This is a genomic window from Candidatus Skiveiella danica (assembly GCF_022705245.1).
Classification (GTDB): Bacteria; Pseudomonadota; Gammaproteobacteria; order Burkholderiales; family Burkholderiaceae_C; genus Skiveiella; species Skiveiella danica.
This window is the reverse complement of record NZ_JAKJEW010000021.1, coordinates 13,738-36,634: the sequence shown is the minus strand read 5'-3', so window position 1 is coordinate 36,634 and position 22,897 is coordinate 13,738. Positions and strand designations below refer to the sequence as shown.

The following is a 22,897-nucleotide window of genomic DNA, read 5'->3' as shown; positions in this document are numbered from 1 at the left end:
AAGAGTGTCACGGACTCCCAGCACCTGCTGGGCACCTTGCGGCGCGGCTCACTCCCTGATCGCCGCCTGGGCGGCCGCCAGGCGCGCGATCGGCACCCGAAACGGTGAGCAGCTGACGTAGTCGAGCCCGGCACCATGGAAGAACTCGACCGACGCCGGGTCGCCGCCATGTTCGCCGCAGACGCCGGTTTCGATGCCCGGCCGGGCCTGCTGGCCCTTGCGCACGGCCATCTCGACCAGCGCGCCGACCCCCTTCTGGTCGATTGAGCGGAACGGGTCGTGCTCGTAGATGCCTTTGCGCAGATAGTCCGGCAGGAATTTGCCCGCGTCGTCGCGCGAAAAGCCCAGGGTCATCTGGGTCAGGTCGTTGGTGCCGAACGAGAAGAACTCGGCCTGTCGGGCGATGCTGTCCGCGATCACCGCGGCCCGCGGCGTCTCGATCATCGTTCCCAGCAGGTACTCCAGTTGCTCGCCGCGCTCGGCAAACACGGCGGCGGCGGTCTGGCGGATAACCTTTGCCTGGGCGTCGAATTCGCGCACCGTGCCGACCAGCGGCACCATGATCTCGGCCTTGACTTCAAAGCCCCGGGCCTTCATGTTGAGGGCCGCTTCGATCACGGCGCGCGCCTGCATTTCGGTGATCTCCGGATAGCTGATGCCCAAACGGCAGCCACGGTGCCCCATCATCGGGTTGAACTCGTGCAGTTCCTCGACCCGCATCTTGATCTTGCCCAGGGGCACGCCCATCTCGTTGGCCATGGTGCGCTGACCGGCCTCATCGTGCGGAATGAATTCATGCAGGGGCGGGTCCAGCAGGCGGATGGTGACGGGCAGGCCGTTCATCTCGCGGAACATGCCTTCGAAGTCGCCGCGCTGCATCGGCAGCAGCTTGGCAAGGGCCTTGCGGCGGCCGGCTTCATCGTTGGCCAGGATCATCTCGCGCACCGCCAGAATCCGGTCGCCGGCAAAGAACATGTGCTCGGTGCGGCACAGGCCGATGCCCGTGGCACCAAAGTTGCGCGCCACCTTGGCGTCATCCGGCGTGTCGGCATTGGCGCGCACATGCAAACGCTTGTACTTGTCGGTCAGCGCCATCAGGGCGCCGAAATCGCCGCTCAAACCGGCCTCGACGGTGGGAATACGGCCCTCGAAGACTTCGCCGGTCGAGCCATCCAGCGACAGCCAGTCGCCCTCCTGGTAGACCGTATCACCGATGGTCATGGCGCGTGCCTTGTAGTCCACATGCACAGCGCCCGCGCCGGAAATGCAGCACTTGCCCATGCCGCGCGCCACCACCGCCGCGTGGGAGGTCATGCCGCCGCGTGCTGTCAGGATGCCCTGGGCCACGCTCATGCCGCGCAGGTCTTCGGGCGAAGTCTCCAGACGCACCAGGATCACCACCTTGCCTTGCTTGACCCACTCCTCGGCTTCGTCGGCAAAGAACACGATCTGCCCCGTCGCCGCGCCCGGCGAGGCCGGCAGACCGCGCGCGATGACCTTGGCGGCCTTGACCGCATGGGTGTCAAACACCGGGTGCAACAGCTCGTTCAGGCGCTCGGGCGCCACGCGCAACAGGGCGGTCTTCTCGTCGATCATGCCCTGCTTCAGCATTTCCACGGCAATGCGCACCATGGCTGCGCCCGTGCGCTTACCGTTGCGGGTCTGCAGCATCCAGAGCTTGCCCTCCTGGATGGTGAACTCCATGTCCTGCATGTCGCGGAAGTGGTTCTCCAGCAGCGTTTCGGCCTTCAGCAGCTGCTGGTAGATGTCCGGCATGAGTTCTTCGAGCGACGGAAACTGCGAGCGCCGCTCCTCTTCGTTGACCAGTGCCAGTTGCGCCCAGCGCTGGGAGCCCAGGCGGGAGATCTGTTGCGGCGTGCGCACACCGGCGACCACGTCCTCGCCTTGGGCGTTGATGAGGAATTCCCCGTTGAACAGGTCTTCGCCGGTGCCCGCGTCCCGCGAGAAGGCCACGCCCGTGGCGCTGCTGTCACCCAGATTGCCGAACACCATGGCCTGCACGTTCACCGCAGTGCCCCAGGATTGGGGAATGTCGTTCAGCTCGCGATAGACCTTGGCGCGGTCGTTGTTCCAGCTCTCGAATACGGCGAAGACAGCGCCCCACAACTGCTCCCACGGATCGGTCGGAAAATCGCGTCCGATGCGGGCGCGGATCAGTGACTTGAAACGCTGCACCAGTTCCTTCAGGTCGTCGGTTCCCAGATCGGTGTCGAGCTTGACGCCGCGCTTTTCCTTGACCATGTCGATGATGACCTCGAAGGGGTCATGCTCTTCCTTGGATACAGGCTTCAGGCCCATGACCACGTCGCCGTACATCTGGATGAAGCGGCGATACGAGTCCCATGCAAACCGCTCGTTATTGGCCTTGCGCGCCAGACCAACGACCGCCTCATCGTTGAGCCCGAGGTTGAGGATGGTGTCCATCATGCCTGGCATCGACGCCCGCGCGCCCGACCGGACCGACAGCAGCAGGGGATCAGCCGGGTCGCCAAAGCGCTTGCCCATTTCGCCCTCGACGCGGGCCACGCCCTGGGCCACTTCGTCGCGGATCAGCTCGAAGACGTGCGCCTGCCCCTTGTCGGTGAATTCCGTGCAGGCTTCCGTGCTGATCGTGAACCCCGGCGGAACGGTGATCCCGAGCCGGCACATTTCGGCCAGGTTTGCTCCCTTGCCGCCGAGCAGGTTTTTCATGGCGGCTTCGCCTTCGGTCAGCGCGGCGCCAAAGGCATAGACGTATTTCACAGGACTGGACATAGACCCCCCTTTTGAAGAAAGACAACAGACCCCAGTTTACCGGTCAGCGACGCCGGTTCATCCGCCGATCAGGCGTCGCCGCAGCTCGGTCTTGAGGACCTTTCCGTAGTTGTTTTTCGGCAGCCCGTCGACGATTTCATAGCGTTTCGGGCGCTTGAAGCGGGCAATCTGCGACAGACAATGGGCGTCCAGTGCAAAAGCCTCCAGCGTGGTTCCGGTCTGCGGCACCACGAAGGCCACCACCGTCTCGCCCCATTCCGGGTCTGGCGCGCCCACCACCGCCACTTCGGCCACCCCGGGAGCGGTCAGCAGGACTTCCTCGACTTCGCGCGGGTAGATGTTGGAGCCGCCGCTGATGATCAGGTCCTTGCTGCGGTCCTTCAGGGTCAGGAAACCGTCTGCGTCCAGTGCCCCCATGTCGCCGGTCCAGAGCCAGCCGTCGCGGATGGCGGCCGCAGTGGCCTCGGGGTTGCGCCAGTAGCCGGCCATCACCGTGTCGCCGCGCACGAGTACCTCGCCCACCTCGCCAACAGGCAGGTCGTGGCCGGCGCCGTCGGCCACGCGCACCTGAACCGGCGTCTGCGCCACGCCGACCGAGGCGATGCGTGCGGCGTGGCGCGGGTGCATCGTATCGGCCAGGTGCGTGCGCGCCAGCGCGGTGCCCACCATCGGCGTCTCTCCTTGCCCGTAGATCTGGACGAAGCGCGGTCCCATGACCCTCAGCGCGCGCTCGATGTCGGCGGCGTACATCGGTGCGCCACCGTAGACGATGGTCTTGAAGCCCTCGCTGCTTTCGCCATGGGCCTCGGCATGGTCCACCAGCCGTTTGACGATGGTGGGCGCGGCGAACATCGAAAGCGGACCAGCCGCCTTGGCCAGCCCGAACAGCTCCGCCGGTTCGACACCGCCCGAGGCCGGCACGACGTGACGCGCGCCGGCCATCAGGTGGGGAATGGCGTAAATGCCGGCGCCATGCGACATCGGTGCGGCATAGACGATGGCGTCCTGCGACGTGATCGGGTCCACGTCGACGAAATAGGTGAGCCCCATGGTCATGAGGTTGCGGTGGGTCAGCATCACGCCCTTGGGCCGGCCGGTGGTGCCGCTGGTGTAGAACAGCCAGGCGATGTCGTCGGGGGCACGGTGCACCATCGAAACGGGACCAGCCGCCAGCAGTTGCTCGTAGGCGGGGGTCTCGATATCGACCTGGCGCTCGAGGGCTTCGAATTGCGAGGGCGCCACGTCCGAGGTCACGAAGGCCCAGCGCGCCTGCGCGTTGTCGATGATCCACTGCGCTTCGGCCGGGTGCAGCTTGGCATTGACCGGGACCACCACCAGGCCCGCCCACCAGGCGCCGAGCAGTACCTCCAGATAACGTGGGTGGTTGCGCTGAAACAGCACCACCCGGTCACCGGGGTTCAGACCGGCGGCGGCAAACGAGGCGGCCAGCCCCGCGGCGCGCTGCGCCCACTCGCCGTAGGTGGCCACGGGCTGGGTGCCGTTGAACAGGGCGGGTCGGTCGGGGTCCAAACGCGACACGCGTGCCAGCTGTTGCGCCAGGTTCATGGTCGGAGTCTCTCCTGAGGGTGGGGCCGGGCGCACGCGGTGGCTTGTCGGCCTGCGCGCGCTGCGGGTTCCAGCATAGCGGCATTGCCGCTTCGCTTGGGCGGCGAATCTAGAATTGGCGCATCGCTTCCTGCACCGTCATCCCCTGAGCCGCAAACGACCATGAACCTGTATGCGCATGCCCGGAAGTGGCTGCTCGCGACGGGCTGCCTGTGGGTGCTGGTGTCAGCCGCCGCGGGTGCGCCGGCGCATCCCGGTGCGGTCGTGGCGGTGCGGGCCTGGACGCCACCAGTCGGGCGCGACGACCTGGATTCAGCCCGGGCGGCGCTGCAGCCCGACGCCCATGTGGCCCTGCCCCCTGGCGATCGGCCCGAGTTCCGCGCCGAGGCCCGCCAGCCGATCTGGTACGCCCTGGACCTGGAGCCGGGCCCTGAGGGGCTGCCGCGCGTGCTGGAACTGACCCATCCTTCGTTGCGCGCCGCCGACCTTTACCTGCCCGGGAAGGACGGACCGCCGGTGGTGCTTCGCGGCGGGCGCGACATTCCGATGGCCCAGCGCAGCGGGGCGCGCTTCCCGGCCACGTTCGCGTTACCGCCCGACACACCGCCGGGCACGGCCTATCTGCGGCTGAAAAGCACGGTGCCCACGCGAGGGCTGTTCCTGCTGCAGCCACGGGACGACTGGAAGAGCCAGTCCCGGTGGCAGTTCTGGACGATGACGGGGTGTTTTGCGGTGGTCGTGTGCGCCGTGGCCTATGCGTTGACGCGCGCCTGGCGCTTGCGCAGCCGGGCCTATGGCCTGTATGCCTTGCTGGGACTGTGCATCGGAATGGCCGGCATGTTCATTTCGGGCTACGGCGAAAGCTGGATCTGGCCTGCCCTGGCCGATTGGCGGGGACCCATTTCGTCCGGCTTGGCCTGCCTCTCGGCCGGTCTGGCCCTGCTGCTGGCTGAATGCGCCTTCGCGCTGGAGGTTCGGGCGCCGCGCTTTTCGCGGCTGCTTCGCTTCATGGGGGTGCTGTGTCCGCTGGCCGGGGTGCTGGGCCTGGCCTTCAGTCTTTCGGTGTACCAGTCGCTCTCGCACGTGATCGCCACGGTGGCCACCGTGCTGAGCCTGTCCAGCTTCTGGTTTGCCTGGCACACCGAGAACCGCGCAGCGGGTTGGCTGCTGGCCGGTTTCGTGCCGGTGAGCCTGGGCGTGAGCATCACCACGCTGGGGGTGGCCGGGATCATCCCGTTCGAGCCGTGGGTGCTGATGGCCATGCCCCTGGGCAGCGTGCTGGAGGTGCCCTTCAACCTGTACGGACTCCATCGGCTGGAGCAGCGCCGCGCGCTGGTACTGCAGAGCAAGGCTGAGGTGGCGCGGGTCAGCGGCCCTGCAGGCGAAAACCGGCAGGACATGCTGCGGCGGCTCTCGGGATCTCTGAAGGGCGAGAGGGCCGTGGCCGGCACCGGCTTGTTGATGCTGCTGCGCTTTCCGGGGCTCGCGCCGGGGTCGCCTCGGTTGCGGATGCTCGATTTGGTCAGCGTGGAGCATTTCCTGCACGCGATGATGGTCGCTGCCGTGCGGCCGGGCCACCATGTCGGGCGCCGGTCCTTTCATGAGATCGTTCTGAGCAATCCCTTGCATACCTCCGACGCCGCCCTGCGCAGCCTGCTGACGGCACTGTTCGCACAGGCCCTGCGCTGCGATCGTTTTGGCATCGAGCCGCGTGACGCGGTCTTGCGCATCGCCTACGGCCGGCTGGATACCGCCCAAATGTCCATTGAGGGTGCCCTGGACCGGCTGGTCGACGCGCTCGACGATGCTGCGCGATCAGGTGCGCGCCGTATCGAGGTCGATCTGAATGCGCCAGGGGGTGCGTTGCGCTAGATCAAGGTGACCGAAGGAAGTCGGCATAGAGTCATATTCGCAAGGCCACTTTTCAGGAGATTGCCATGCGAATTGATCGAAAAATCTTGGCACTGGCTGCGGCGGCTGCCGCGTTCAGTCTGTCCGGCTGCTATGTCGTGCCCATGCAGGCCTCTGACGGGACGGTGCAATACCAGCACTATCCGTTGCCACCGGCCGGAACCGTCGTGCCGCCGATGGCGACAGGGGCGGCGGGTCCGGCCCCCGCGACGCTGAACGTGAGGCTGTACCCAGCCAACGAGATCGCCACCCAGACCGGCATCGTCGCCGGAACGGTGACCAACATGATGACCGGCAAGGGCCGCTTCCTGGTCAATTACCTGGGTGAAGTCCTCAACGGCGAAGCCACCCGCGTCTCCAATGATGAGAAGCGGGGTGTGGCCAGCGCATTCAGCCCGAAGGGGATGTACATGTCCTGCGAATACCAGATGAACACGCCCTACCAGGGCGCGGGGACTTGCACCTTCTCCAACGGGGCCAAGTACCAGATGCATATCGGCGGAAACTGAGCCGTCTGGATGGCACGTGGCAACGTAGGGGCCTCCTTGGCTGCTGAGGCTGGGACGGCACTCTGCGGGTGCCGGCGCCTGCGCGATCGGGGCTGTCTCCCGCTTGACGCGGTGTGAGTGGGGGGCGCGCCCACAATCTCGCCCATGACCGAATTTCGCTCCCCCCTGCAGGCCCAGATCGTCCAATGGTTCGTGGCGCCCGGAGACACCGTGCGCACCGGCGACGTGCTGGTGATCCTGGAAGCCATGAAGATGGAGCACGAGGTGCGCGCCACGGATGATGGCCGCGTGACCGAGCTTCTCTTCGCAGCGGGGGATACCGTGAACGAAGGCGAATTACTCCTGATTTCAGAGCGCGTCACGACCGATTCACGCTGGGATGGCGCGGAAAAGATCAAAAATGCTGGTCCGGAGGGGTTTCCCAGGCATCCACCATCCGACCCGGCGCCTGCGACCCTGCGCGCCGATCTGCAGCGGGTCGTTGACCGCCATGCGTTCACGTTCGATGCGAGCCGCCCCGAGGCGGTCGCCAAACGCCATGCGTTGGGCCAGCGCACGGCGCGGGAGAACATCGCCGACCTGTGTGATGAAGGCAGTTTCATCGAATACGGCGCGCTGGCCGTGGCCGCCCAGCGCAGCCGCCGCAGCGAAGACGACCTGATGCGCAACACTCCGGCCGATGGCATGGTGACCGGGATCGGCAGCATCAACAGCCTGATCCACGGGCCCGAGGCCAGCCGCACCGTGGTCATGGCTTACGACGCCACGGTGCTGGCGGGCACGCAGGGGATGCGCAACCACGCCAAGACCGACCGCATGCTGGGCATCGCGCTGGATCAGAAGCTGCCCGTCGTGTTGTTTGCCGAGGGCGGAGGCGGCCGACCGGGCGACACCGACATGCCCATCGTGGCCGGCCTGCATGTCAGCACGTTCGCCAGCTACGCACGTCTGTCGGGCCAGGTCCCGGTGATCGGCATCGTCAGCGGCCGTTGCTTCGCGGGCAACGCGGCGCTGCTGGGCTGCAGCGATGTGATCATCGCCACGCGCAGCAGCAACATTGGCATGGGCGGCCCGGCCATGGTCGAAGGCGGTGGCCTTGGGGTCTTCAAGCCGGAGCAGATCGGTCCCGGCAGTGTGCAGCACCGCAACGGCGTGATCGACATCCTGGTCGAAGACGAGGCGCGCGCGGTGGCAGCCGCGCGGCATTACCTGTCGTTCTTCCAGGGCCGCACCCGCGACTGGATCACGCCCGATCCGCTGGCCTTGCGCACCATGGTGCCTGAGAACCGTTTGCGCGTGTACGACACGCGCGCCGCCATGGCCGGCATCGTGGACGCTGGCAGCCTGCTGGAGTTGCGCACCGGCTTTGGTATCGGCATCCACACCGCGCTGGCGCGCATCGAAGGGCGGCCGGTCGGCCTGATGGCCAACAACCCGCTGCACCTGGGCGGTGCCATCGACGCCGACGCGGCCGACAAGGCGGCGCGCTTCATGCAACTGTGCAACGCCCACGGCCTGCCGCTGGTCAGTCTGGTTGACACGCCGGGCTTCATGGTGGGCCCGGACATTGAAGAGAAGGCCCAGGTGCGCCATGTGAGCCGCCTGTTCGTCACCGCGGCCAGCCTGCGCGTGCCCTACTTCAGCATCGTGCTGCGAAAGGGCTACGGCCTGGGCGCCATGGGCATGACCGCTGGCGGCTTTCACGCGCCGGTGTTCAACGTCGCCTGGCCCACCGGCGAGTTCGGTGCCATGGGGCTCGAAGGCGCAGTCCGGCTGGGTTACCGCAAAGAGCTTGAAGCGGTGCCTGAAGGCCCGCAGCGCCAGGCGCTGTACGACAAACTGGTCGCGCAGCAGTATGCCAACGGCTCGGCCCTGAACATGGCCGCCACGCTGGAGATCGACGCGGTGATCGACCCGGCCGACACGCGCGTCTGGCTGGCGCGCGGACTGGCGTCGAGTCGGGTGAGGGAGCGGACCGCCGGTTTTGTCGACACTTGGTAGCCGGCGCAGCGGCTTGCGGCGTCGGTGTGCGCGCGTCCGGCTACCGTGCTAAGCTGACAGGTTCGATTGCGCGGCCGTCTGGCCGGCGCTTCTCTCATGAACAAGGAGACACCCATGCCCGGCCTGCTGCCCCACGTCGATCCCGACGGCCTGCTCGAATTCTCCGTGGTCTACACCGACCGCGCGCTCAACCACATGTCCAAAAGCTTCCAGGGCGTCATGAAGGACATCTCCGGCATCCTGAAAGAGGTCTACCATGCCCGCAGCGCCGTGCTGGTGCCGGGCAGCGGCACCTTCGGCATGGAGGCGGTGGCGCGCCAGTTCGCCGGCGACAAGAAGGTGCTGGTCATTCGAAATGGCTGGTTCAGCTACCGCTGGACGCAGATCTTCGACATGGGCCGGATCCCGGCCGAGGCCACCGTGCTCAAGGCCCGCCGCATCGGTGAAGGCAAGCAGGCGCCGTGGGTGCCGGCGCCGATTGCCGAGGTCGTGGCCACGATCCGCGAGAAGAAGCCCGACGTGGTGTTTGCCCCGCATGTGGAAACCGCCAGCGGCATGATCCTGCCGGATGACTACCTGCGCGCGGTGGCCGATGCCGTGCATGAGGTCGGCGGCCTGTTTGTGCTCGACTGCATTGCGTCTGGCGCGATGTGGGTCGACATGCAGGCGACCGGCGTGGACGTGCTGGTTTCCGCGCCGCAGAAGGGCTGGAGCAGTTCCCCCTGCTGCGCCATGGTCATGCTCAGCGAGCGCGCTCGCGCGGCCATTGACGGCACCACAAGCTCCAGCTTCGCCTGCGACCTCAAGAAGTGGCTGCAGATCATGGAAACCTACGAAGGCGGTGGCCACGCCTACCACGCCACCATGCCGACCGACGCGCTCACCCGCCTGCGCGAGGTGATGAAGGAAACCCGGGCCTACGGCTTCGAGAAGGTGCGCGCCGAACAGATCGAACTCGGCGCCAAGGTGCGTGCGCTGTTCGAGAGCCGGGGCATCCCCAGTGTGGCGGCCGAGGGCTACAAGGCGCCGGGCGTGGTGGTGAGCTACACCACCGACCCGGAGGTCCACAACAGCAAGAAATTCCTGGCCGAAGGCCTTCAGACCGCCGCAGGCGTGCCGCTGCAGTGCGACGAACCGGCCGACTTCATGACCTTCCGCGTCGGTCTGTTCGGGCTGGAAAAGTGGCACCACGTCGATCGCACCGTGGCCCATCTGGCCGCCGCGCTGGACCGGCTCGGCATCGAGCAGCCGGACAAGGTCGCGGTAGCGGCCTGAACCGGATCGTTCCACCCTGGGCCTCCTTGCGGGGCCCTTTTTCATTCAGGAGGCCCTCATGTCCATCTCCATGTATTCGGCCAGCGTGCCGGTTTTCCGCGCCCTGCTGGAACATCTTGACCATTTTCTTGACAAGGGCCTCGCCGATGCCGAAGCCCGCAAATACGACCCGATCGTGCTGGCCCAGAGCCGGCTGGCGCCGGACATGCTGCCGCTGGCGCGCCAGGTCCTGATCGCCTGCGACGCGGCCAAGCTCTGCGCGGCGCGGCTGGCCGGTATGGAGGCGCCGACGTTCGACGACACCGAAACCACGCTGCCCGAGCTGAAGGCTCGTATCCGCAAGACGCTGGATTTTCTGGCCACCGTGGCGCCGGACCAGATCGACGGGACCGAGGACAAGGACATCACCTTCCCCGTGGGTCGCGAAGGCACGCGCACGATGAAGGGCGAAGCCTACCTGAAGCACTGGGCCACGGCGAACGTGTATTTCCACGTCACCACCGCTTACGCCATCCTGAGGCACAACGGGGTCAAACTGGGCAAGGTGGACTTTTTGCTGGGGAACCAAGCCCCCGTCTGAAGTCCCCTGGCTGGGCGCTCAGAAACGTTCCAGCTCCGGGTGCTTGATCTGCCCGCCGCGCACCAGCATCTTGCCGTACTCGGCGCAGCGGTTCAGCGTCGGGATCACCTTGCCGGGATTGAGCAGACCCTTGGCGTCAAAGGCCCGCTTGACGCCGAAGAACTGCTCGTTTTCCTCCGCGGAAAACTGCACGCACATGCTGTTGAGTTTCTCGATGCCGACGCCGTGCTCACCGGTCACGGTGCCGCCCATGGCCACGCTGGTTTCCAGGATCTCGGCGCCGAACAGCTCGCAGCGGTGCAGCTGGTCCGGGTCGTTCGCATCGAACAGGATCAGCGGGTGCAGGTTGCCGTCGCCGGCGTGGAACACGTTGGCGCAGCGCAGCTGGTACTTCTTCTCCATCTCCGCAATGGCCAGCAGGATGTCGGCCAGGCGCTTGCGCGGAATGGTCGAATCCATGCACATGTAGTCGGGGCTGATGCGCCCGCTGGCCGGAAAGGCGTTCTTGCGCCCGCTCCAGAACTTCAGGCGCTCGGCCTCGTCGCGGCTGACGGCAATCGCCGTGGCGCCGCAGCGGCGCAACACCTCGCTCATGCGGCCGATTTCTTCTTCCACCTCCTCGGGTGTGCCGTCGCTTTCGCAGAGCAGGATCGCCGCGGCGCTCAGGTCGTAGCCCGCGTGCACGTAGTCCTCCACCGCCGCCGTCATGGGCTTGTCCATCATCTCCAGCCCGGCCGGGATGATGCCGGCGGCGATGACGGCTGCCACCGCGTCACCGGCCTTGCGGATGTCGTCGAAGCTGGCCATGATGCATCGCGCCAGCAGGGGCTTGGGCACCAGCTTGACCGTGACTTCTGTCGTGACGGCCAGCATGCCCTCGCTGCCGATGACGAGGGCCAGCAAGTCGTAGCCGGGCGCATCCAGCGCCTCGCTGCCGAACTCCACCGCCTCGCCCTCGATCGTGAAACCCTTGACGCGCAACACGTTGTGCACCGTCAGGCCATATTTCAGGCAGTGCACGCCGCCGGCGTTCTCGGCGACGTTGCCACCGATGGTGCAGGCGATCTGGCTCGACGGGTCAGGCGCGTAGTACAGGCCGTGCGGCGCGGCCGCTTCGCTGATGGCCAGGTTGCGCACGCCGCCTTGCACCACGGCGGTCCGGCTCACCGGGTCCACCTTGAGAATGCGGTTGAACTTCGCCAGGCTCAGCGTGACCCCCATGGCGTGCGGCATGGCGCCACCCGACAGCCCGGTGCCGGCACCACGCGCCACCACCGGCACGTCCAGGCCATGGCAGGTTTTCAGCACCGCCTGCACCTGCTCATCCGTCTCGGGCAGGGCCACCACCAGCGGGCGCTCGCGGTAGGCGGTCAGGCCATCGCATTCGTAGGGGGTGGTGTCTTCGGGCGTGTAGAGGATGGCGTGGGCGGGCAGCACGGCTTGCAGGGCCGCGACCACGGCCTGTTGTCGGGCGGCACGCGCCTGGCGGGCGGCCGGGCTTGAATCGGTGGCGGTATTCATGCGCCAACTCTACGCCAGTCAGCGGCTCGCGGGGTGAGGTTTTTTGCAGGCTTTGTTGAAAGGCGCCCGGATGGCAAGGGCAAACCGATATGGCTCAGGCCACGCTTTTCTTGAGCCACTCAGCAAACGCGGCGCACTCCCAGCGGTCCAGCGCGCCGGTGCGCCAGCACAGGTAGTGGGCATGCGGACTCGGGATGGCGTGCGGCCAGATCCGCTCCAGAGAGCCGTTCTCGATCCACGGAGCGCCCAGCTTCAGGCGGATCAGGCCGATGCCCAGGCCCTGGGCGGCGGCGTCGCACATCAGGCCGATGTCGTTGAACGAGGAGCCGTCCACTGGCTCGGGCCAGTCCAGGCCGTGCGCGGCAAACCAGGTGCGCCAAGGCTCCAGCGGGCTGCGCAGCAGGGCGGCGGACTTCAGGTCCTCCGGGTTGTCAAAGGGGCCGTTCTCGCGGATGTAGGCGGGCGAGGCCAGCGGGGTGATCTCGTCCTTCATCAGGCAGATGTGCTCCACGTCAGCATAGCGGCCGGTGCCGAAACGCACGGTCAGGTCGGCGTCTTCGGCCACCACGTCCAGCAAGGGGATGCTGACCTGCAGCGTGATGTCGATCTCGGGGTAGGCCTCCAGGAAGGAGCGCAGGCGCGGCATCAGGATCGAGCGCGAGAAGGTCGGCGTGACCGCAAGCTTGAGTTTTCGCTTGCCCGGCGCTGAGGCCGCGCCGGGGAATTTCTGCAGGCTGGTCAGGCCTTCGCGCACATGGGCCAGGTATTCGCTGCCTTCGGTGGTCAGGGAAAAGTCGGCCCGGCCGAACAACGGGGTGCCGATGGTCTGCTCCAGCTGCTTGACCCGGTGGCTCACGGCGCTGGGCGTCACGCACAGTTCCTCGGCGGCCTGGGTCACGCTGCGCAGGCGCGCCAGCGCCTCGAAGGTCAGCAGGCATTGGATGGGGGGTATGCGCATCGCTATTTGAAGATCACGGTCTTGTGGCCGTTGACCAGGATGCGGTGCTCGCTGTGCCATTTCACCGCGCGCGCCAGCACCTGGCTTTCGGTGTCGCGGCCCATGGCGGTCAGGTCTTCGACGGTCTTGCTGTGGTCCACGCGGGCCACGTCCTGCTCGATGATCGGGCCTTCGTCGAGGTCAGCCGTCACGTAGTGGGCAGTGGCGCCGATCAGTTTCACGCCGCGGTCGTGCGCCTGGTAATAAGGCTTGGCGCCCTTGAAGCTGGGCAGGAAGCTGTGGTGGATGTTGATGGCACGCCCGGCCAGCTTGCGGCACAGGTCGTCGCTGAGGATCTGCATGTAGCGCGCCAGCACCACCAACTCGGCCTCTTCGTTCTGGATGATCTCGAACTGCTTCGCTTCGGCCTGGGCCTTGTTGTCCTTGTTCACCACGATGTGGTGGAAGGGCACGTTGTAGCTGGCGGCGAGCTGGTAGAAGTCGCGATGGTTGCTGATGATGGCGCGGATGTCCAACGGCAGCAGGCCGCTTTTCCAGCGGAACAACAGGTCGTTGAGGCAATGCCCCTCCTTGCTGACCATCAGCACCGTGCGCATCGACTGGGCGGTGGCGTGCAGGCTCCATTGCATCGCGAACGGCTCGGCGAAGTACCGCAGCTGCAGGCGCAGGTCCTCGTGGGTGACCTGGTCGCAGGCGAACTGCACGCGCATGAAAAACAGGCCGGTGCCGTGGTCGTTGTACTGGGCGGCTTCCTCGATGTTGCCGCCGCGCTCCAGCAGGAAACCGGAGACGGCATGCACGATGCCCGTTCGGTCGGGGCAGGACAGGTTCAGGACGTAGGCGTGATTCATAAGGCCCGGATTGTCGCAGGACGGGCGTGTTTCGGTTGCGCGTCAGCGCTGGGGCGTCATCTGCGAGCGCAGGTCGGCGCAGTAGTCCCGCGGCGGCAGCGCCGGGGTGAGCCACACGGCGTCGGCTGGCGGCAGATCCAGCGTGGCGCCGGGCGGACGCTGCGGACTGAGCACCAGCGCGCTCACGCGCAGATCCTGTCCGAGGTGGGTCGGCACGCCGAGCTCACGGTCGACATGGCCGTTGCCGGCGATCAGCAGCACGGTCTTGCCGGCCTGGCGCGCGGCCAGGACCGTGCGCGCCATGGCCGCATCGCGTGCGAGCTGCACCCGGGTCATGGGAACGATCTGGCGCTCGGGCAGCAGTCCGCAGTGCCCCTCACGGATGAGTTCCTGCTGTTTTTGCCACTTTCCCAGCGTCAAATGGCCGTCGTATGCTACGGATTGCATAGCATTGCGGGTTTCGCTGGCAGGCAGGTTGGCGCCCAGAACTGGCACGCCCGCGCGCACTGCGGCCATCACCACCGGCCCGTAGGCCGCCCAGGGCCAGCTGGCGTCACGCCATTTCAGGGCCTCGCGCACCTGCTGCTCACTGGCATCCGACGGCAAGCCGGTGGTGGTGCCGCCTTGCTCCGTCATCTCCAGCGCCACGGCGGCCAGAATGCCGCGCTCGGCCAGCACCTGCACGACGCTGCGCTGCAGCCGCTGGTGATCCGGTGAATCATGTTGCTCGCCCATCAACAAGGCATCGGCGGGCAGCAGGCGCTCAAGCTGGCGCCAGACGGCGGCCGGTTCGGGCGCTTGGGGGGTGGACGCGGCAAACACCGTGGCGGGCGCCGTGGCCGGGCCGGAAGGTGGCGCGGCGCAGCCCAGCACGATGCCCAGCACCGCGGCGGTGACAGCCATTCGACAGTTCATCCCGCCATACTAAGCGCAGCCGACCCTGACCGCATGCGCCTGCATTACACCCTTCGCGTAACCCTGACCCTGCTGCTGGCGCTGGGCGCTGCCGCGCTGTGCGTGGCCTTGCGAACGCCGCTGCCCTGGATGATCGGTCCGCTGGTGGTCACGGCGATGGCTTCCATGGCCGGCGCGCCGACCGAGAGCTGGGCGCCACTGCGCAACGGCGGGCAGTGGGTGATCGGCGCCGCGCTGGGCCTGTATTTCACACCGCAGGTCATGGCCTTGGTCGCCAGCCTGTGGTGGGCCATTCTGCTGGCGATCGCCTGGGCGCTGATGCTGGGGGTGTCTTTTGCGGCTGTTCTCTACCGACTTCACGCGCCGCGCCTGGCCGGCGTCGCGCCGGACGCCATGCGGGCCACGGCCTTCTTTGCCGGTGCAGTCGGCGGGGCCTCGGAGATGACCTTGCTGGCCGAGCGCGTCGGCGCGCGCACCGATCTGGTGGCCGCCGCACACAGCCTGCGCCTGATGGTGGTGGTGCTGGTGATTCCCTTTGGTCTGCAGGCCAGCGGCCTGACGGGTGTGGATGTCACGTCCCCGGGGCCCCGGATCGTCCATCCATCTGGGCTGCTGGCGCTGGGGGTGTGCACCGTCGCCGGTGCCCTGTTGATGCAGCGCCTGGGCCGCGCCAATCCCTGGTTCATGGGGTCGCTGGTGGTGGCGATGGGTTTCACCATGGCAGGCATCACGCTGTCGGCGATTCCGGTGGCGTTGTCGAATGCCGCACAGTTGGTGATTGGCGTGAGCCTGGGCGTGCGCTTCACCTCGGGCTTCCTGCACACCGCGCCGCGCTGGCTGGCCTCGGTGGCGCTGGGCACCCTGGTGATGATGGGGCTGTGCGCCGGGTTTGCCTGGCTCTTGTCTCTGGGCACCGGCCTGCATCCCGTCACGCTGCTGCTGGGCACCTCGCCCGGCGGCATCACCGAGATGTCAATCACGGCCAAGGTGCTGCAACTGGGCGTCCCGGTGGTCACCGCGTTTCAGGTGTGCCGGCTGGTGGCGGTGCTGCTGCTGGCGAATCCGCTGTGGCACTGGCTGCGGGCGCGCCGCGCTCGCGATGCGGCCCGCTGAGCGGCTCAGTGCCGGAAGGTGCCCTCGCGCGTCACGATCGACAGGTCGACGAAGTTCAGGCCGGTGTGCTGCTCGCGGCTGTAGACCGCACGCAGGCCGTTGAGGTCCAGGCTGGCGTTGCTCAGGCCGGCCAGGAAGCTCTCGCGCGTCGGCTCTGGCCCGGCCAGCCGCAGCGCGGCCACCAGCGCCTTGGCCGTCACATACCCTTCCAGGCTGCCGTAGGAAAACTCGCGCCCGGGCTTCTGCCTGGCGAGCTCTTCCTGGTATTCACGGGTGATGGCCGTCTTGCGTTCCCAGGGGCTGGGCACCACCTGGGTGAACACCATGCCGTGGGCCAGCGGTCCCAGGTGCTTGGCCATCTGGGCCGAACCCGAGTTCACCGCGTAGAAGCTCGTCGGCAGCCCTTGGGCGCGCGACTTGCGAATCAGCTTTTCGTACACGCCGGGTGAGCCGTGGTTGAACACGATCTGGGCCCTGCCTTTTTCCAGTTGGCCGACCATCTGGTCAATCTGGGCGTCGGCCACGTCGGACTTGAAGGGCAGGTCGGCCACCAGCTCCATGCCGAGTTCCTGGCACAGCAGCTTCACGTTGGCCAGATGCTGTTGCCCGGTTTCGGAGTCGGCCCGCATGAAGCCCACGCGGGTGGTGCCGATGCTCTTGCCGTAGGCCAGCAGCGCGCGAAATTCCTCGCGGTGTTCTGCGCGCACCGGGAACACCAGCGGCTGGTGGGGCCGTCGCAGGGTGGGCGAGCCGGCGATCGGGCCGAAGAATGGCACCTTCAGGTCGATGGCGGCCTTCATGACGGCGGTGGACGGGCCGCCCTCGATCGAGCCGAACAGGATGAACACCTTGTCCTGCTCAACGAGCTGGCGCGCGTTGGCCTCGGCCTGACTGGACTTGTTGTCGTCGTCCAGCGTCTTGAGCACGACCTGGCGGCCGTTCACGCCGCCGCGGCTGTTGATCAGGTTCAGGTAGGCCTGGATGCCGTCCTGCACCGCCATGCCGTAGTCGTTCTTGCCACCCTGCAGCGTGATGTTCTGGCCGATCAGGAGCTGGTTTTTCGTGACACCATCGGCGGCCATCGCCCACGACAGGGCCAGGGCCAGGCAGCCGGCAAACAGGCGGGGCAGGAAGTGTTTCATGACGGGTTTTCCTTTGGGGTGGGTCGGGTGACGCCTTGCCTTGCCGAATCGGCCGGTGAGACGGCGTACCGGCTGGGAATTCTATGCAGCCACGCAAGCTTTTGCCTTACGGCGACACCCCGACCCAAGCGAAAACCGGAACAATGCCCTGAAAGGGCGAAAAACAACCCTCAGTGCACCAGCACGGGGTGCTGGGCCAGCCCGCTGTAGCTTTCCAGCGTGTCCTCGACCTCTTCCTGGGTGGGCGTGTTGACCTGCCAGGCGATGATCTTCTGCTGGAACATCTCGGCCCAGGAGCCGTCGAGGTACACCTCTTTGCCCCGGCGTTTGTCAACAATCTCGAAGCCGTGGCGCGCCAGCACCGGCTCGGTGGATTCGGGGGCGTCTTCGCCCGGAGCATTGGCCAGCACGTGCATCACGGCAAAGGTGTCGGAGTCGTAGAGGGTATGCATGGGTTCATTCTCCTTTACTGTTGGCTCCCAGATTGCAACATTCGGGCCCGTTTCAAGGCGTGAGTGCCGCTTTGGTGCCGGATCACCACACTTTGCCCGGTCCAGGGCCTCAGTCGGGCTTGCCCGCGGGCTCGCTGGCGCGCAGTTTCTGGTCCACGAAATCCCCGTTGGACTGGGTGACCCGGATGCGCACCGGCAGGTAATTCATCGATGGCGCGATCCAGAGTTCGAGCCGGGTGTCGAAGGGCCGGCGCGGCGCGCGGCTGAATTTGTAAGCGATCACTTCGCCGCCTGGCAGCTTCAGGCTTTCCTCACCGTCGGCGGTGATGATCCAAGGTTCGGCCTCGCGCGTGCTGACGGTCTGTAGCGTGAAGCTGTTGCCGGCGGCCATGCGCTTCGGGTCGGCCGCCATCAGGGCGCCGATCTGGATGAACAGGCTCAGCCGGTCCTGCGCGCCGGGCAGCAGCGCGGCTTCGGGCGTGTTGACGCTGAAGATGATGCGGCCGGTATCGCGGTTGAAATGCGCCGCCTGCTCGCCCTTCCATTTGTCGGCGTACCGGCGTGGCGCGAGTCCCTGCGGGGTGAGGTCGCCCTCGCTGGTTTGCGATCGCGAGCCAATCAGGAACGCACTGACCGTCAACAGCAGGTTGTAGCGCTGCCCGTCCTGGCGCCACAGCACCTCGCCGCGGGCGGTGTACTGCAGGTTGCGGGCCTGCCCTTCAAGGTTGTAGAGCAGGCGCACCGAGGAGGGCACCGCCGCGTTCAAGGTGGCGCCGTCCACCGGCGCGCTGCCAGACGGCGCCGATGCCGGCTGGGCGGGGGCCTCGGCCAACGCTGTCGTGCCGGTGCCGGTCGCGGTTGAGTTTGCTACTGAATCGGTAGCTGTTGGTGACAGTTCGACGATGGGTTCTGCCAGGTTCTGTCCAAGAACAGGGCTGGGAGCCGGTCCCGATTCGGGCGGCGGCGCCGGGCGGGCCTTGGGGGCGGCCGGGGGCTTCCTGGGCGGTGGCGGGCTGGGTTTTGGCGCCGGCGCAGGCTCTGCGACCGGGGCCGGGGGCGTGACCATGCGGGTGTTGAGGGGAGGGGTGTGCAACGCCGGCGCGTCACCCGGGCTCAGCGACATCGACGCCTGCTGCAGAACCAGCAGGTGCGCAACCACCACGGCCGCGGTCAGCCCAGCCAGCGGCCGCAGTCCGGGCGGCCCCACCGTCGTCATTGCGGCGTGTACCCCAGGTCGCCGGACAACCGCTGCGCCATGGCCCGCAAGGGCGCCTCCACCGCGCCGCCCCAACGGGCGTCAAACGTCGCGGCAGAACCCAGCGCCACGACACCGATGATCATGCGCCGGTCCGAGTCGAACACCGGCGCGCAGAAGCCCACCACGCCCGGCAGCAGCGTGTCCACCACGCGGGCCATGCCGCGCTGGCGCACCTCCAGGAACAGCGCCTGCACCTGCTCCATCGTGGTCGGCAGGTCCTCGCGGCACTGCGCGTGAGGGATGGCCTGCAGCCGGCGCAGTTCGTCCTGGATCATGGCCTCGATCATGTGCAGCGCCCGCCCGGGCGTAAGGTGGGCCGCGAAACAGCGTCCGGTGGCGGAGGTCAGCAAGGGCATCACGTCGCCGAGCCGCAGGTTCACCGGACTGGCCAGTGGCGACTCCTGCCAGTGGACGATGGTCGGGCCGTGGTTGCCCCAGACCGCCAGCGCCAGCGTGTGGCCGACCTGCTCGAGCAGCGCGGGCAGGCGCTCTCTCCCCATCTGCACGGCGTCGAGCCTTGAAAGCGAGGCCAGACCCAGGCGCAACGCGGCCGGTCCCAGGTCGTAGCGCGTGGTGGCGGCGTCCTGCAGCACCAGACCGAGGCGCTGGAAACTGACAAGGTAGCGGTGGGCCTTGGCGGCACTCATGTCGGCGGCGGCCGCCAGGTCGCGCAGCATCAGCGGGCCTGCGGCTGCGGCGAGCACGTCGAGCAAGGCAAAGCCCACCTCGACGGACTGGATGCCGGCGCGTTCCCGGTCGGGTGGCGCAGCCCCGTCGCTGTCCTGTAGTCCTGCACGCAATTCGTCCATTTGAACTAGAATTCCCGCTTGCGTTTCGTTTAGTTAAACAAGTTTACCAATACGTAATTCTGACGCAGATTCGTCCGATGCGTAGGGGTTTGATGGAGACACTGCTTTCATGAAGCTCGCCACTTACAAGGATGGCTCGCGCGACGGCCAGCTCGTCGTCGTGTCACGGGACCTGAGCACGGCGCATTATGCGACCGGCATTGCCGACCGCATGCAGCAGGTGCTGGACGACTGGGGCTTCCTGTCGCCCCAGTTGCAGGACCTCTATGAAACCCTGAATGGCGGCAAGGCGCGCCACGCGTTTCCGTTCGATCCGAAGCAGTGCATGGCGCCGCTGCCGCGTGCCTACCAGTGGGCTGACGGCTCGGCGTATCTCAACCATGTGGAACTGGTGCGCAAGGCGCGCAATTCCGAAGTACCGGCCAGCTTCTACACCGACCCGCTGATGTACCAGGGTGGCAGCGATGACTTCATCGGCCCCTGCGACCCGGTGGTCGTGCCCAGCGAGGCTTTCGGCATCGACTTCGAGGCCGAGATTGCCGTGGTGACGGCCGACGTGCCCATGGGCAGCACGCCCGAGCAGGCGCTCGAAGGCATCCGACTGGTGATGCTGGTCAATGACGTGAGCCTGCGCAACCTGATTCCGAACGAGCTGGCCAAGGGCTTTGGCTTCTTCCAGAGCAAGCCGGCCACGGCCTTCAGTCCGGTCGCCGTGACGCTGGACGAGCTGGGCGACGCCTGGGACCAGGGCCGCGTGAACCTCACCCTGCAGTCCAGCTGGAACGGCCGCAAGGTCGGGATGTGCGATGCCGGCACGGAGATGACCTTCCACTTCGGCCAGCTGATTGCCCACATCTGCAAGACCCGCAACGTGCGCGCCGGCTCCATCGTGGGCAGCGGCACCGTCAGCAACAAGGGCGTGGAAGTCAACGGCCGCACCGAGTGGCCCAAGGGCTACAGCTGCATTGCTGAGAAGCGCTGCATCGAAACCATCCAGGACGGCCAGCCCAGCACCGAGTTCATGAAGTACGGCGACACCATCCGCATCGAAATGAAGGGCAAGGACGGCCAAAGCCTTTTTGGCGCGATCGACCAGGCCATCGCCGCACCGTCCAGCTGAGCGTCGGCGCCGCGCAAAGGCGACGTCGGCTCAGAGCTGCTTGACCAGCACTTTGAGCCCACGGATCATCATCTCGACCGAGATCGCGACCAGGATCAGGCCCATCAACCGCTCGAAGGCCATCACGACCCGGTCGCCCAGCACCCTCTGGATGCGTTCGGCCATCACCAGCACCACGGCGCAGACCAACATGGTCACGCTCAGCGCGGCCACCCATTCCAGCCGCCGCTCGGGCGCCTGGCTGACCAGCAGCATGACCGTGGCCAGGGCGGACGGGCCGGCCAGCGCGGGAATCGCCAGCGGCACGATCAGGGGCTCGCCCAGTTGTACCGCACCTTCGGCGGGCGGCGGCGGAAAGATCATTCGCAGCGCGATCAGGAACAGCACCACGCCGCCGGCCATCTGCAGCGACAGGTCCGACAGGTTCATCAGCCGCAGGAAGCGGTCGCCGACGAACATGAAGGTCAGCAGCAGCCCGAAAGCAATCAGCACCTCGCGCAGGATCACGCGGGCGCGCCGCTCGGGCGCCACCGGGCGCAGGGCGTTGGCAAAGATCGGAATATTGCCGAACGGGTCGGTGATCAGCAGCAGCAGGATGGTGGCCGAGGCGAATGTGTAGTTCATATATGCCCCCACGCTCGGCACTTCGTGTCCTCGCTGCCCCCCGAGGGGGCCGCGGGCCTGCTTGGGGCGGCCCGGCGCTGGCCCGTCCCGCTCATAGGGCGTACACCTGTTCCAGCGACGCAAAGCCTTTGACCTCGATCGGGTTGCCGAAGGGGTCCAGGAAGAACATCGTCCATTGCTCGCCGGGCTGGCCTTCGAAGCGCAGGTGTGGCTTGAGCACGAAGTCGGTGCCGGCGGCCTGCAGTCGCTGTGCCATCGCCTGCCAGTCGGGCAGCGCCAGGATGAGCCCGAAATGCGGCATCGGCACCCGGTGCTCGCCGACATGGCCGGTGGCGGCGGTCTTGAACGGCTCGCCCAGGTGCAGGGAGATCTGGTGGCCGAAGAAGTCGAAATCGACCCAGGTGGCGGTGCTGCGGCCCTCTGTGCAGCCCAGCACGCCGCCGTAGAAGCGCCGCGCCATGTCCAGGTCGGTGACGTTGAAGGCGAAATGAAACAGGCTGCGCATCCGGCGAAGGATAGCGCAGCCTGCTGGGCCGGGCATCGCGCCCCGGTCAGGGCCAAGGCCCGGATCAGGCCATCGAAGGATCGGCCGCCATGGCGTCAAACTTCTTGAAGTACTGGCGCGCCATGGCCACCAGTTGGGCGTCGGTCGGATGGTCGGCGGACACCGAGTCCACAATCGCGCCGGCGACGGCGGTCTGATGCGCACCGCACCAGTCGCGGAACTGGTTGCGGGCGATGCCGGGGCCAGCCAGCAGCACCTCATGGGTGCCGGACAGCGCGCGGGCGATATCGCCGAAGAATGAGCCGTTGTCAGCGGTCTTGCCCTGGTGCTTGTGGTGGCTGCGCGAGCGGATGCGCTGCGCCTCCATGTGTTCGCGGTCGAACATGACGACGTGGGCTTCGGAATGATCCATCCAGACAACGGCGTGGAAAGTGCTCATGCAAGGGTTCCTATGAAAAAGTGAAAAAGCGAATACAGAAAAATGGCGTCTTCAGGGCCGCTTGCGCAGCATCAGGCCGGATGCTTCTTCTCGTAGGCTTCCTGGCAGTGGATGCAGCGTGAAGCCTCCGGCGTGGCCTTCAGCCTGGCAGCCGGAATGTGGACGCCGCATGCGATGCATTCGCCGTAGGAGCCGGCCTCGATGCGAGACAGCGCGGCCTCGATCGCCGTGAGCTCGACGACTTCGTGATCGCCGATGGCGAACTCGATTTCCTTCTCGGTCGCCATCTGGGCGGGCGACTCCTCCGAATGACTGAAGTGGGCGGAAGCGGCCTCGACGCGGCCGATGTCTCCGCCGCGCTGCGCGGCCATCTGTGCCAGCAAGGCGGCGCGCATGGCGACCAGTTGCTGCTGGTAGGGGGTGGCGTGCTGCTTGTCCATGGTGGATTCCTTCTGAGTTACGGCTTCATGATGAATCACACCTTGCGGAGCGTCTTTGATGAAAGTCAAGACAGCCGGTGGTAAAAGCGGCGCACTGCTCCCGCAGCGAATCACCGCCAAAATCCCGGTTCCG

At 66.7% G+C, this 22,897-nt stretch carries 20 protein-coding genes and 1 pseudogene; 7 read left to right on the top strand and 14 right to left on the bottom strand.

Annotated features, from left to right (window positions below; genetic code table 11):
• Positions 1 to 48: 48 nt before the first annotated feature.
• Positions 49 to 2,775: a pyruvate, phosphate dikinase gene (gene ppdK, locus ACMUOY_RS12910; protein ID WP_413893130.1), complete on the bottom strand. Its 2,727-nt coding sequence runs from the start codon at positions 2,773 to 2,775 to the stop codon at positions 49 to 51.
• 57 nt (positions 2,776 to 2,832) lie between these two features.
• Positions 2,833 to 4,341, bottom strand: coding sequence for an AMP-binding protein (locus tag ACMUOY_RS12905; protein ID WP_413893129.1), 1,509 nt, complete (start codon positions 4,339 to 4,341; stop codon positions 2,833 to 2,835).
• A 162-nt stretch (positions 4,342 to 4,503) separates the two neighbouring features.
• On the opposite strand from ACMUOY_RS12905, the gene ACMUOY_RS12900 reads away from it, so the two are divergent.
• The 5 genes and pseudogenes from ACMUOY_RS12900 to ACMUOY_RS12880 all read left to right on the top strand — a co-directional run bounded on the left by ACMUOY_RS12900 (position 4,504) and on the right by ACMUOY_RS12880 (position 10,617).
• Positions 4,504 to 6,213 (top strand): 7TM diverse intracellular signaling domain-containing protein, encoded by a 1,710-nt coding sequence (locus ACMUOY_RS12900; protein WP_413893128.1) that lies wholly within the window; start codon positions 4,504 to 4,506, stop codon positions 6,211 to 6,213.
• A gap of 65 nt (positions 6,214 to 6,278) precedes the next feature.
• Positions 6,279 to 6,761, top strand: a complete 483-nt coding sequence (locus tag ACMUOY_RS12895; protein WP_413893127.1) for a hypothetical protein — start codon at positions 6,279 to 6,281, stop codon at positions 6,759 to 6,761.
• Positions 6,762 to 6,920: 159 nt separating this feature from the next.
• Positions 6,921 to 8,762, top strand: a pseudogene (locus tag ACMUOY_RS12890) (carboxyl transferase domain-containing protein); the annotation flags it as partial.
• A gap of 114 nt (positions 8,763 to 8,876) precedes the next feature.
• Complete coding sequence (locus ACMUOY_RS12885) at positions 8,877 to 10,037, top strand: aminotransferase class V-fold PLP-dependent enzyme (protein ID WP_413893126.1); 1,161 nt, start codon at positions 8,877 to 8,879, stop codon at positions 10,035 to 10,037.
• A 58-nt stretch (positions 10,038 to 10,095) separates the two neighbouring features.
• Positions 10,096 to 10,617 (top strand): DUF1993 domain-containing protein, encoded by a 522-nt coding sequence (locus ACMUOY_RS12880; protein WP_413893125.1) that lies wholly within the window; start codon positions 10,096 to 10,098, stop codon positions 10,615 to 10,617.
• 18 nt (positions 10,618 to 10,635) lie between these two features.
• Here the strand turns inward: ACMUOY_RS12880 and ACMUOY_RS12875 are convergent, their stop codons facing one another.
• The 4 genes from ACMUOY_RS12875 to ACMUOY_RS12860 all read right to left on the bottom strand — a co-directional run bounded on the left by ACMUOY_RS12875 (position 10,636) and on the right by ACMUOY_RS12860 (position 14,850).
• Positions 10,636 to 12,138, bottom strand: a complete 1,503-nt coding sequence (locus tag ACMUOY_RS12875; RefSeq protein WP_413893124.1) for an FAD-linked oxidase C-terminal domain-containing protein — start codon at positions 12,136 to 12,138, stop codon at positions 10,636 to 10,638.
• A gap of 94 nt (positions 12,139 to 12,232) precedes the next feature.
• The gene (locus ACMUOY_RS12870) at positions 12,233 to 13,096 is read right to left on the bottom strand and encodes a LysR substrate-binding domain-containing protein (protein WP_413893123.1); all 864 of its coding nucleotides are present in this window, start codon (positions 13,094 to 13,096) and stop codon (positions 12,233 to 12,235) included.
• Between the two features lie 2 nt (positions 13,097 to 13,098).
• Positions 13,099 to 13,947, bottom strand: coding sequence for a formyltetrahydrofolate deformylase (gene purU, locus ACMUOY_RS12865; protein ID WP_413893122.1), 849 nt, complete (start codon positions 13,945 to 13,947; stop codon positions 13,099 to 13,101).
• 42 nt (positions 13,948 to 13,989) lie between these two features.
• Entirely contained in the window at positions 13,990 to 14,850 is an 861-nt protein-coding gene (locus ACMUOY_RS12860; protein WP_413893121.1) for a ChaN family lipoprotein, read from the bottom strand.
• A 45-nt stretch (positions 14,851 to 14,895) separates the two neighbouring features.
• Between ACMUOY_RS12860 and ACMUOY_RS12855 the strand changes: the two genes are divergently transcribed.
• The gene (locus tag ACMUOY_RS12855) at positions 14,896 to 15,975 is read left to right on the top strand and encodes an AbrB family transcriptional regulator (RefSeq protein ID WP_413893120.1); all 1,080 of its coding nucleotides are present in this window, start codon (positions 14,896 to 14,898) and stop codon (positions 15,973 to 15,975) included.
• A 5-nt stretch (positions 15,976 to 15,980) separates the two neighbouring features.
• Here ACMUOY_RS12855 and ACMUOY_RS12850 read toward each other — a convergent pair whose 3' ends face one another.
• The 4 genes from ACMUOY_RS12850 to ACMUOY_RS12835 form a co-directional block, all read right to left on the bottom strand.
• Positions 15,981 to 17,117: an ABC transporter substrate-binding protein gene (locus tag ACMUOY_RS12850; protein WP_413893119.1), complete on the bottom strand. Its 1,137-nt coding sequence runs from the start codon at positions 17,115 to 17,117 to the stop codon at positions 15,981 to 15,983.
• 170 nt (positions 17,118 to 17,287) lie between these two features.
• Positions 17,288 to 17,569, bottom strand: a complete 282-nt coding sequence (locus tag ACMUOY_RS12845; RefSeq protein ID WP_413893118.1) for a DUF3567 domain-containing protein — start codon at positions 17,567 to 17,569, stop codon at positions 17,288 to 17,290.
• 109 nt (positions 17,570 to 17,678) lie between these two features.
• Positions 17,679 to 18,785, bottom strand: coding sequence for a DUF3108 domain-containing protein (locus tag ACMUOY_RS12840; protein ID WP_413893117.1), 1,107 nt, complete (start codon positions 18,783 to 18,785; stop codon positions 17,679 to 17,681).
• A complete protein-coding gene (locus ACMUOY_RS12835; protein WP_413893116.1) occupies positions 18,782 to 19,636 on the bottom strand; it encodes an IclR family transcriptional regulator in 855 nt (284 codons plus the stop codon). Before ACMUOY_RS12835 ends, ACMUOY_RS12840 begins: the two co-directional genes overlap by 4 nt.
• A gap of 109 nt (positions 19,637 to 19,745) precedes the next feature.
• Between ACMUOY_RS12835 and ACMUOY_RS12830 the strand changes: the two genes are divergently transcribed.
• Positions 19,746 to 20,756: a fumarylacetoacetate hydrolase family protein gene (locus ACMUOY_RS12830; protein WP_413893115.1), complete on the top strand. Its 1,011-nt coding sequence runs from the start codon at positions 19,746 to 19,748 to the stop codon at positions 20,754 to 20,756.
• Positions 20,757 to 20,786: 30 nt separating this feature from the next.
• Here ACMUOY_RS12830 and ACMUOY_RS12825 read toward each other — a convergent pair whose 3' ends face one another.
• The 4 genes from ACMUOY_RS12825 to ACMUOY_RS12810 all read right to left on the bottom strand — a co-directional run bounded on the left by ACMUOY_RS12825 (position 20,787) and on the right by ACMUOY_RS12810 (position 22,764).
• Entirely contained in the window at positions 20,787 to 21,380 is a 594-nt protein-coding gene (locus ACMUOY_RS12825; RefSeq protein WP_413893114.1) for a MarC family protein, read from the bottom strand.
• 91 nt (positions 21,381 to 21,471) lie between these two features.
• Positions 21,472 to 21,885, bottom strand: a complete 414-nt coding sequence (locus tag ACMUOY_RS12820) for a VOC family protein (protein ID WP_413893113.1) — start codon at positions 21,883 to 21,885, stop codon at positions 21,472 to 21,474.
• A gap of 64 nt (positions 21,886 to 21,949) precedes the next feature.
• Positions 21,950 to 22,324, bottom strand: coding sequence for a hypothetical protein (locus ACMUOY_RS12815; protein ID WP_413893112.1), 375 nt, complete (start codon positions 22,322 to 22,324; stop codon positions 21,950 to 21,952).
• A 71-nt stretch (positions 22,325 to 22,395) separates the two neighbouring features.
• On the bottom strand, positions 22,396 to 22,764 hold the full coding sequence (locus tag ACMUOY_RS12810) for a TraR/DksA family transcriptional regulator (RefSeq protein ID WP_413893111.1): 369 nt from the start codon (positions 22,762 to 22,764) through the stop codon (positions 22,396 to 22,398).
• Between the last annotated feature and the right edge of the window lie 133 nt (positions 22,765 to 22,897).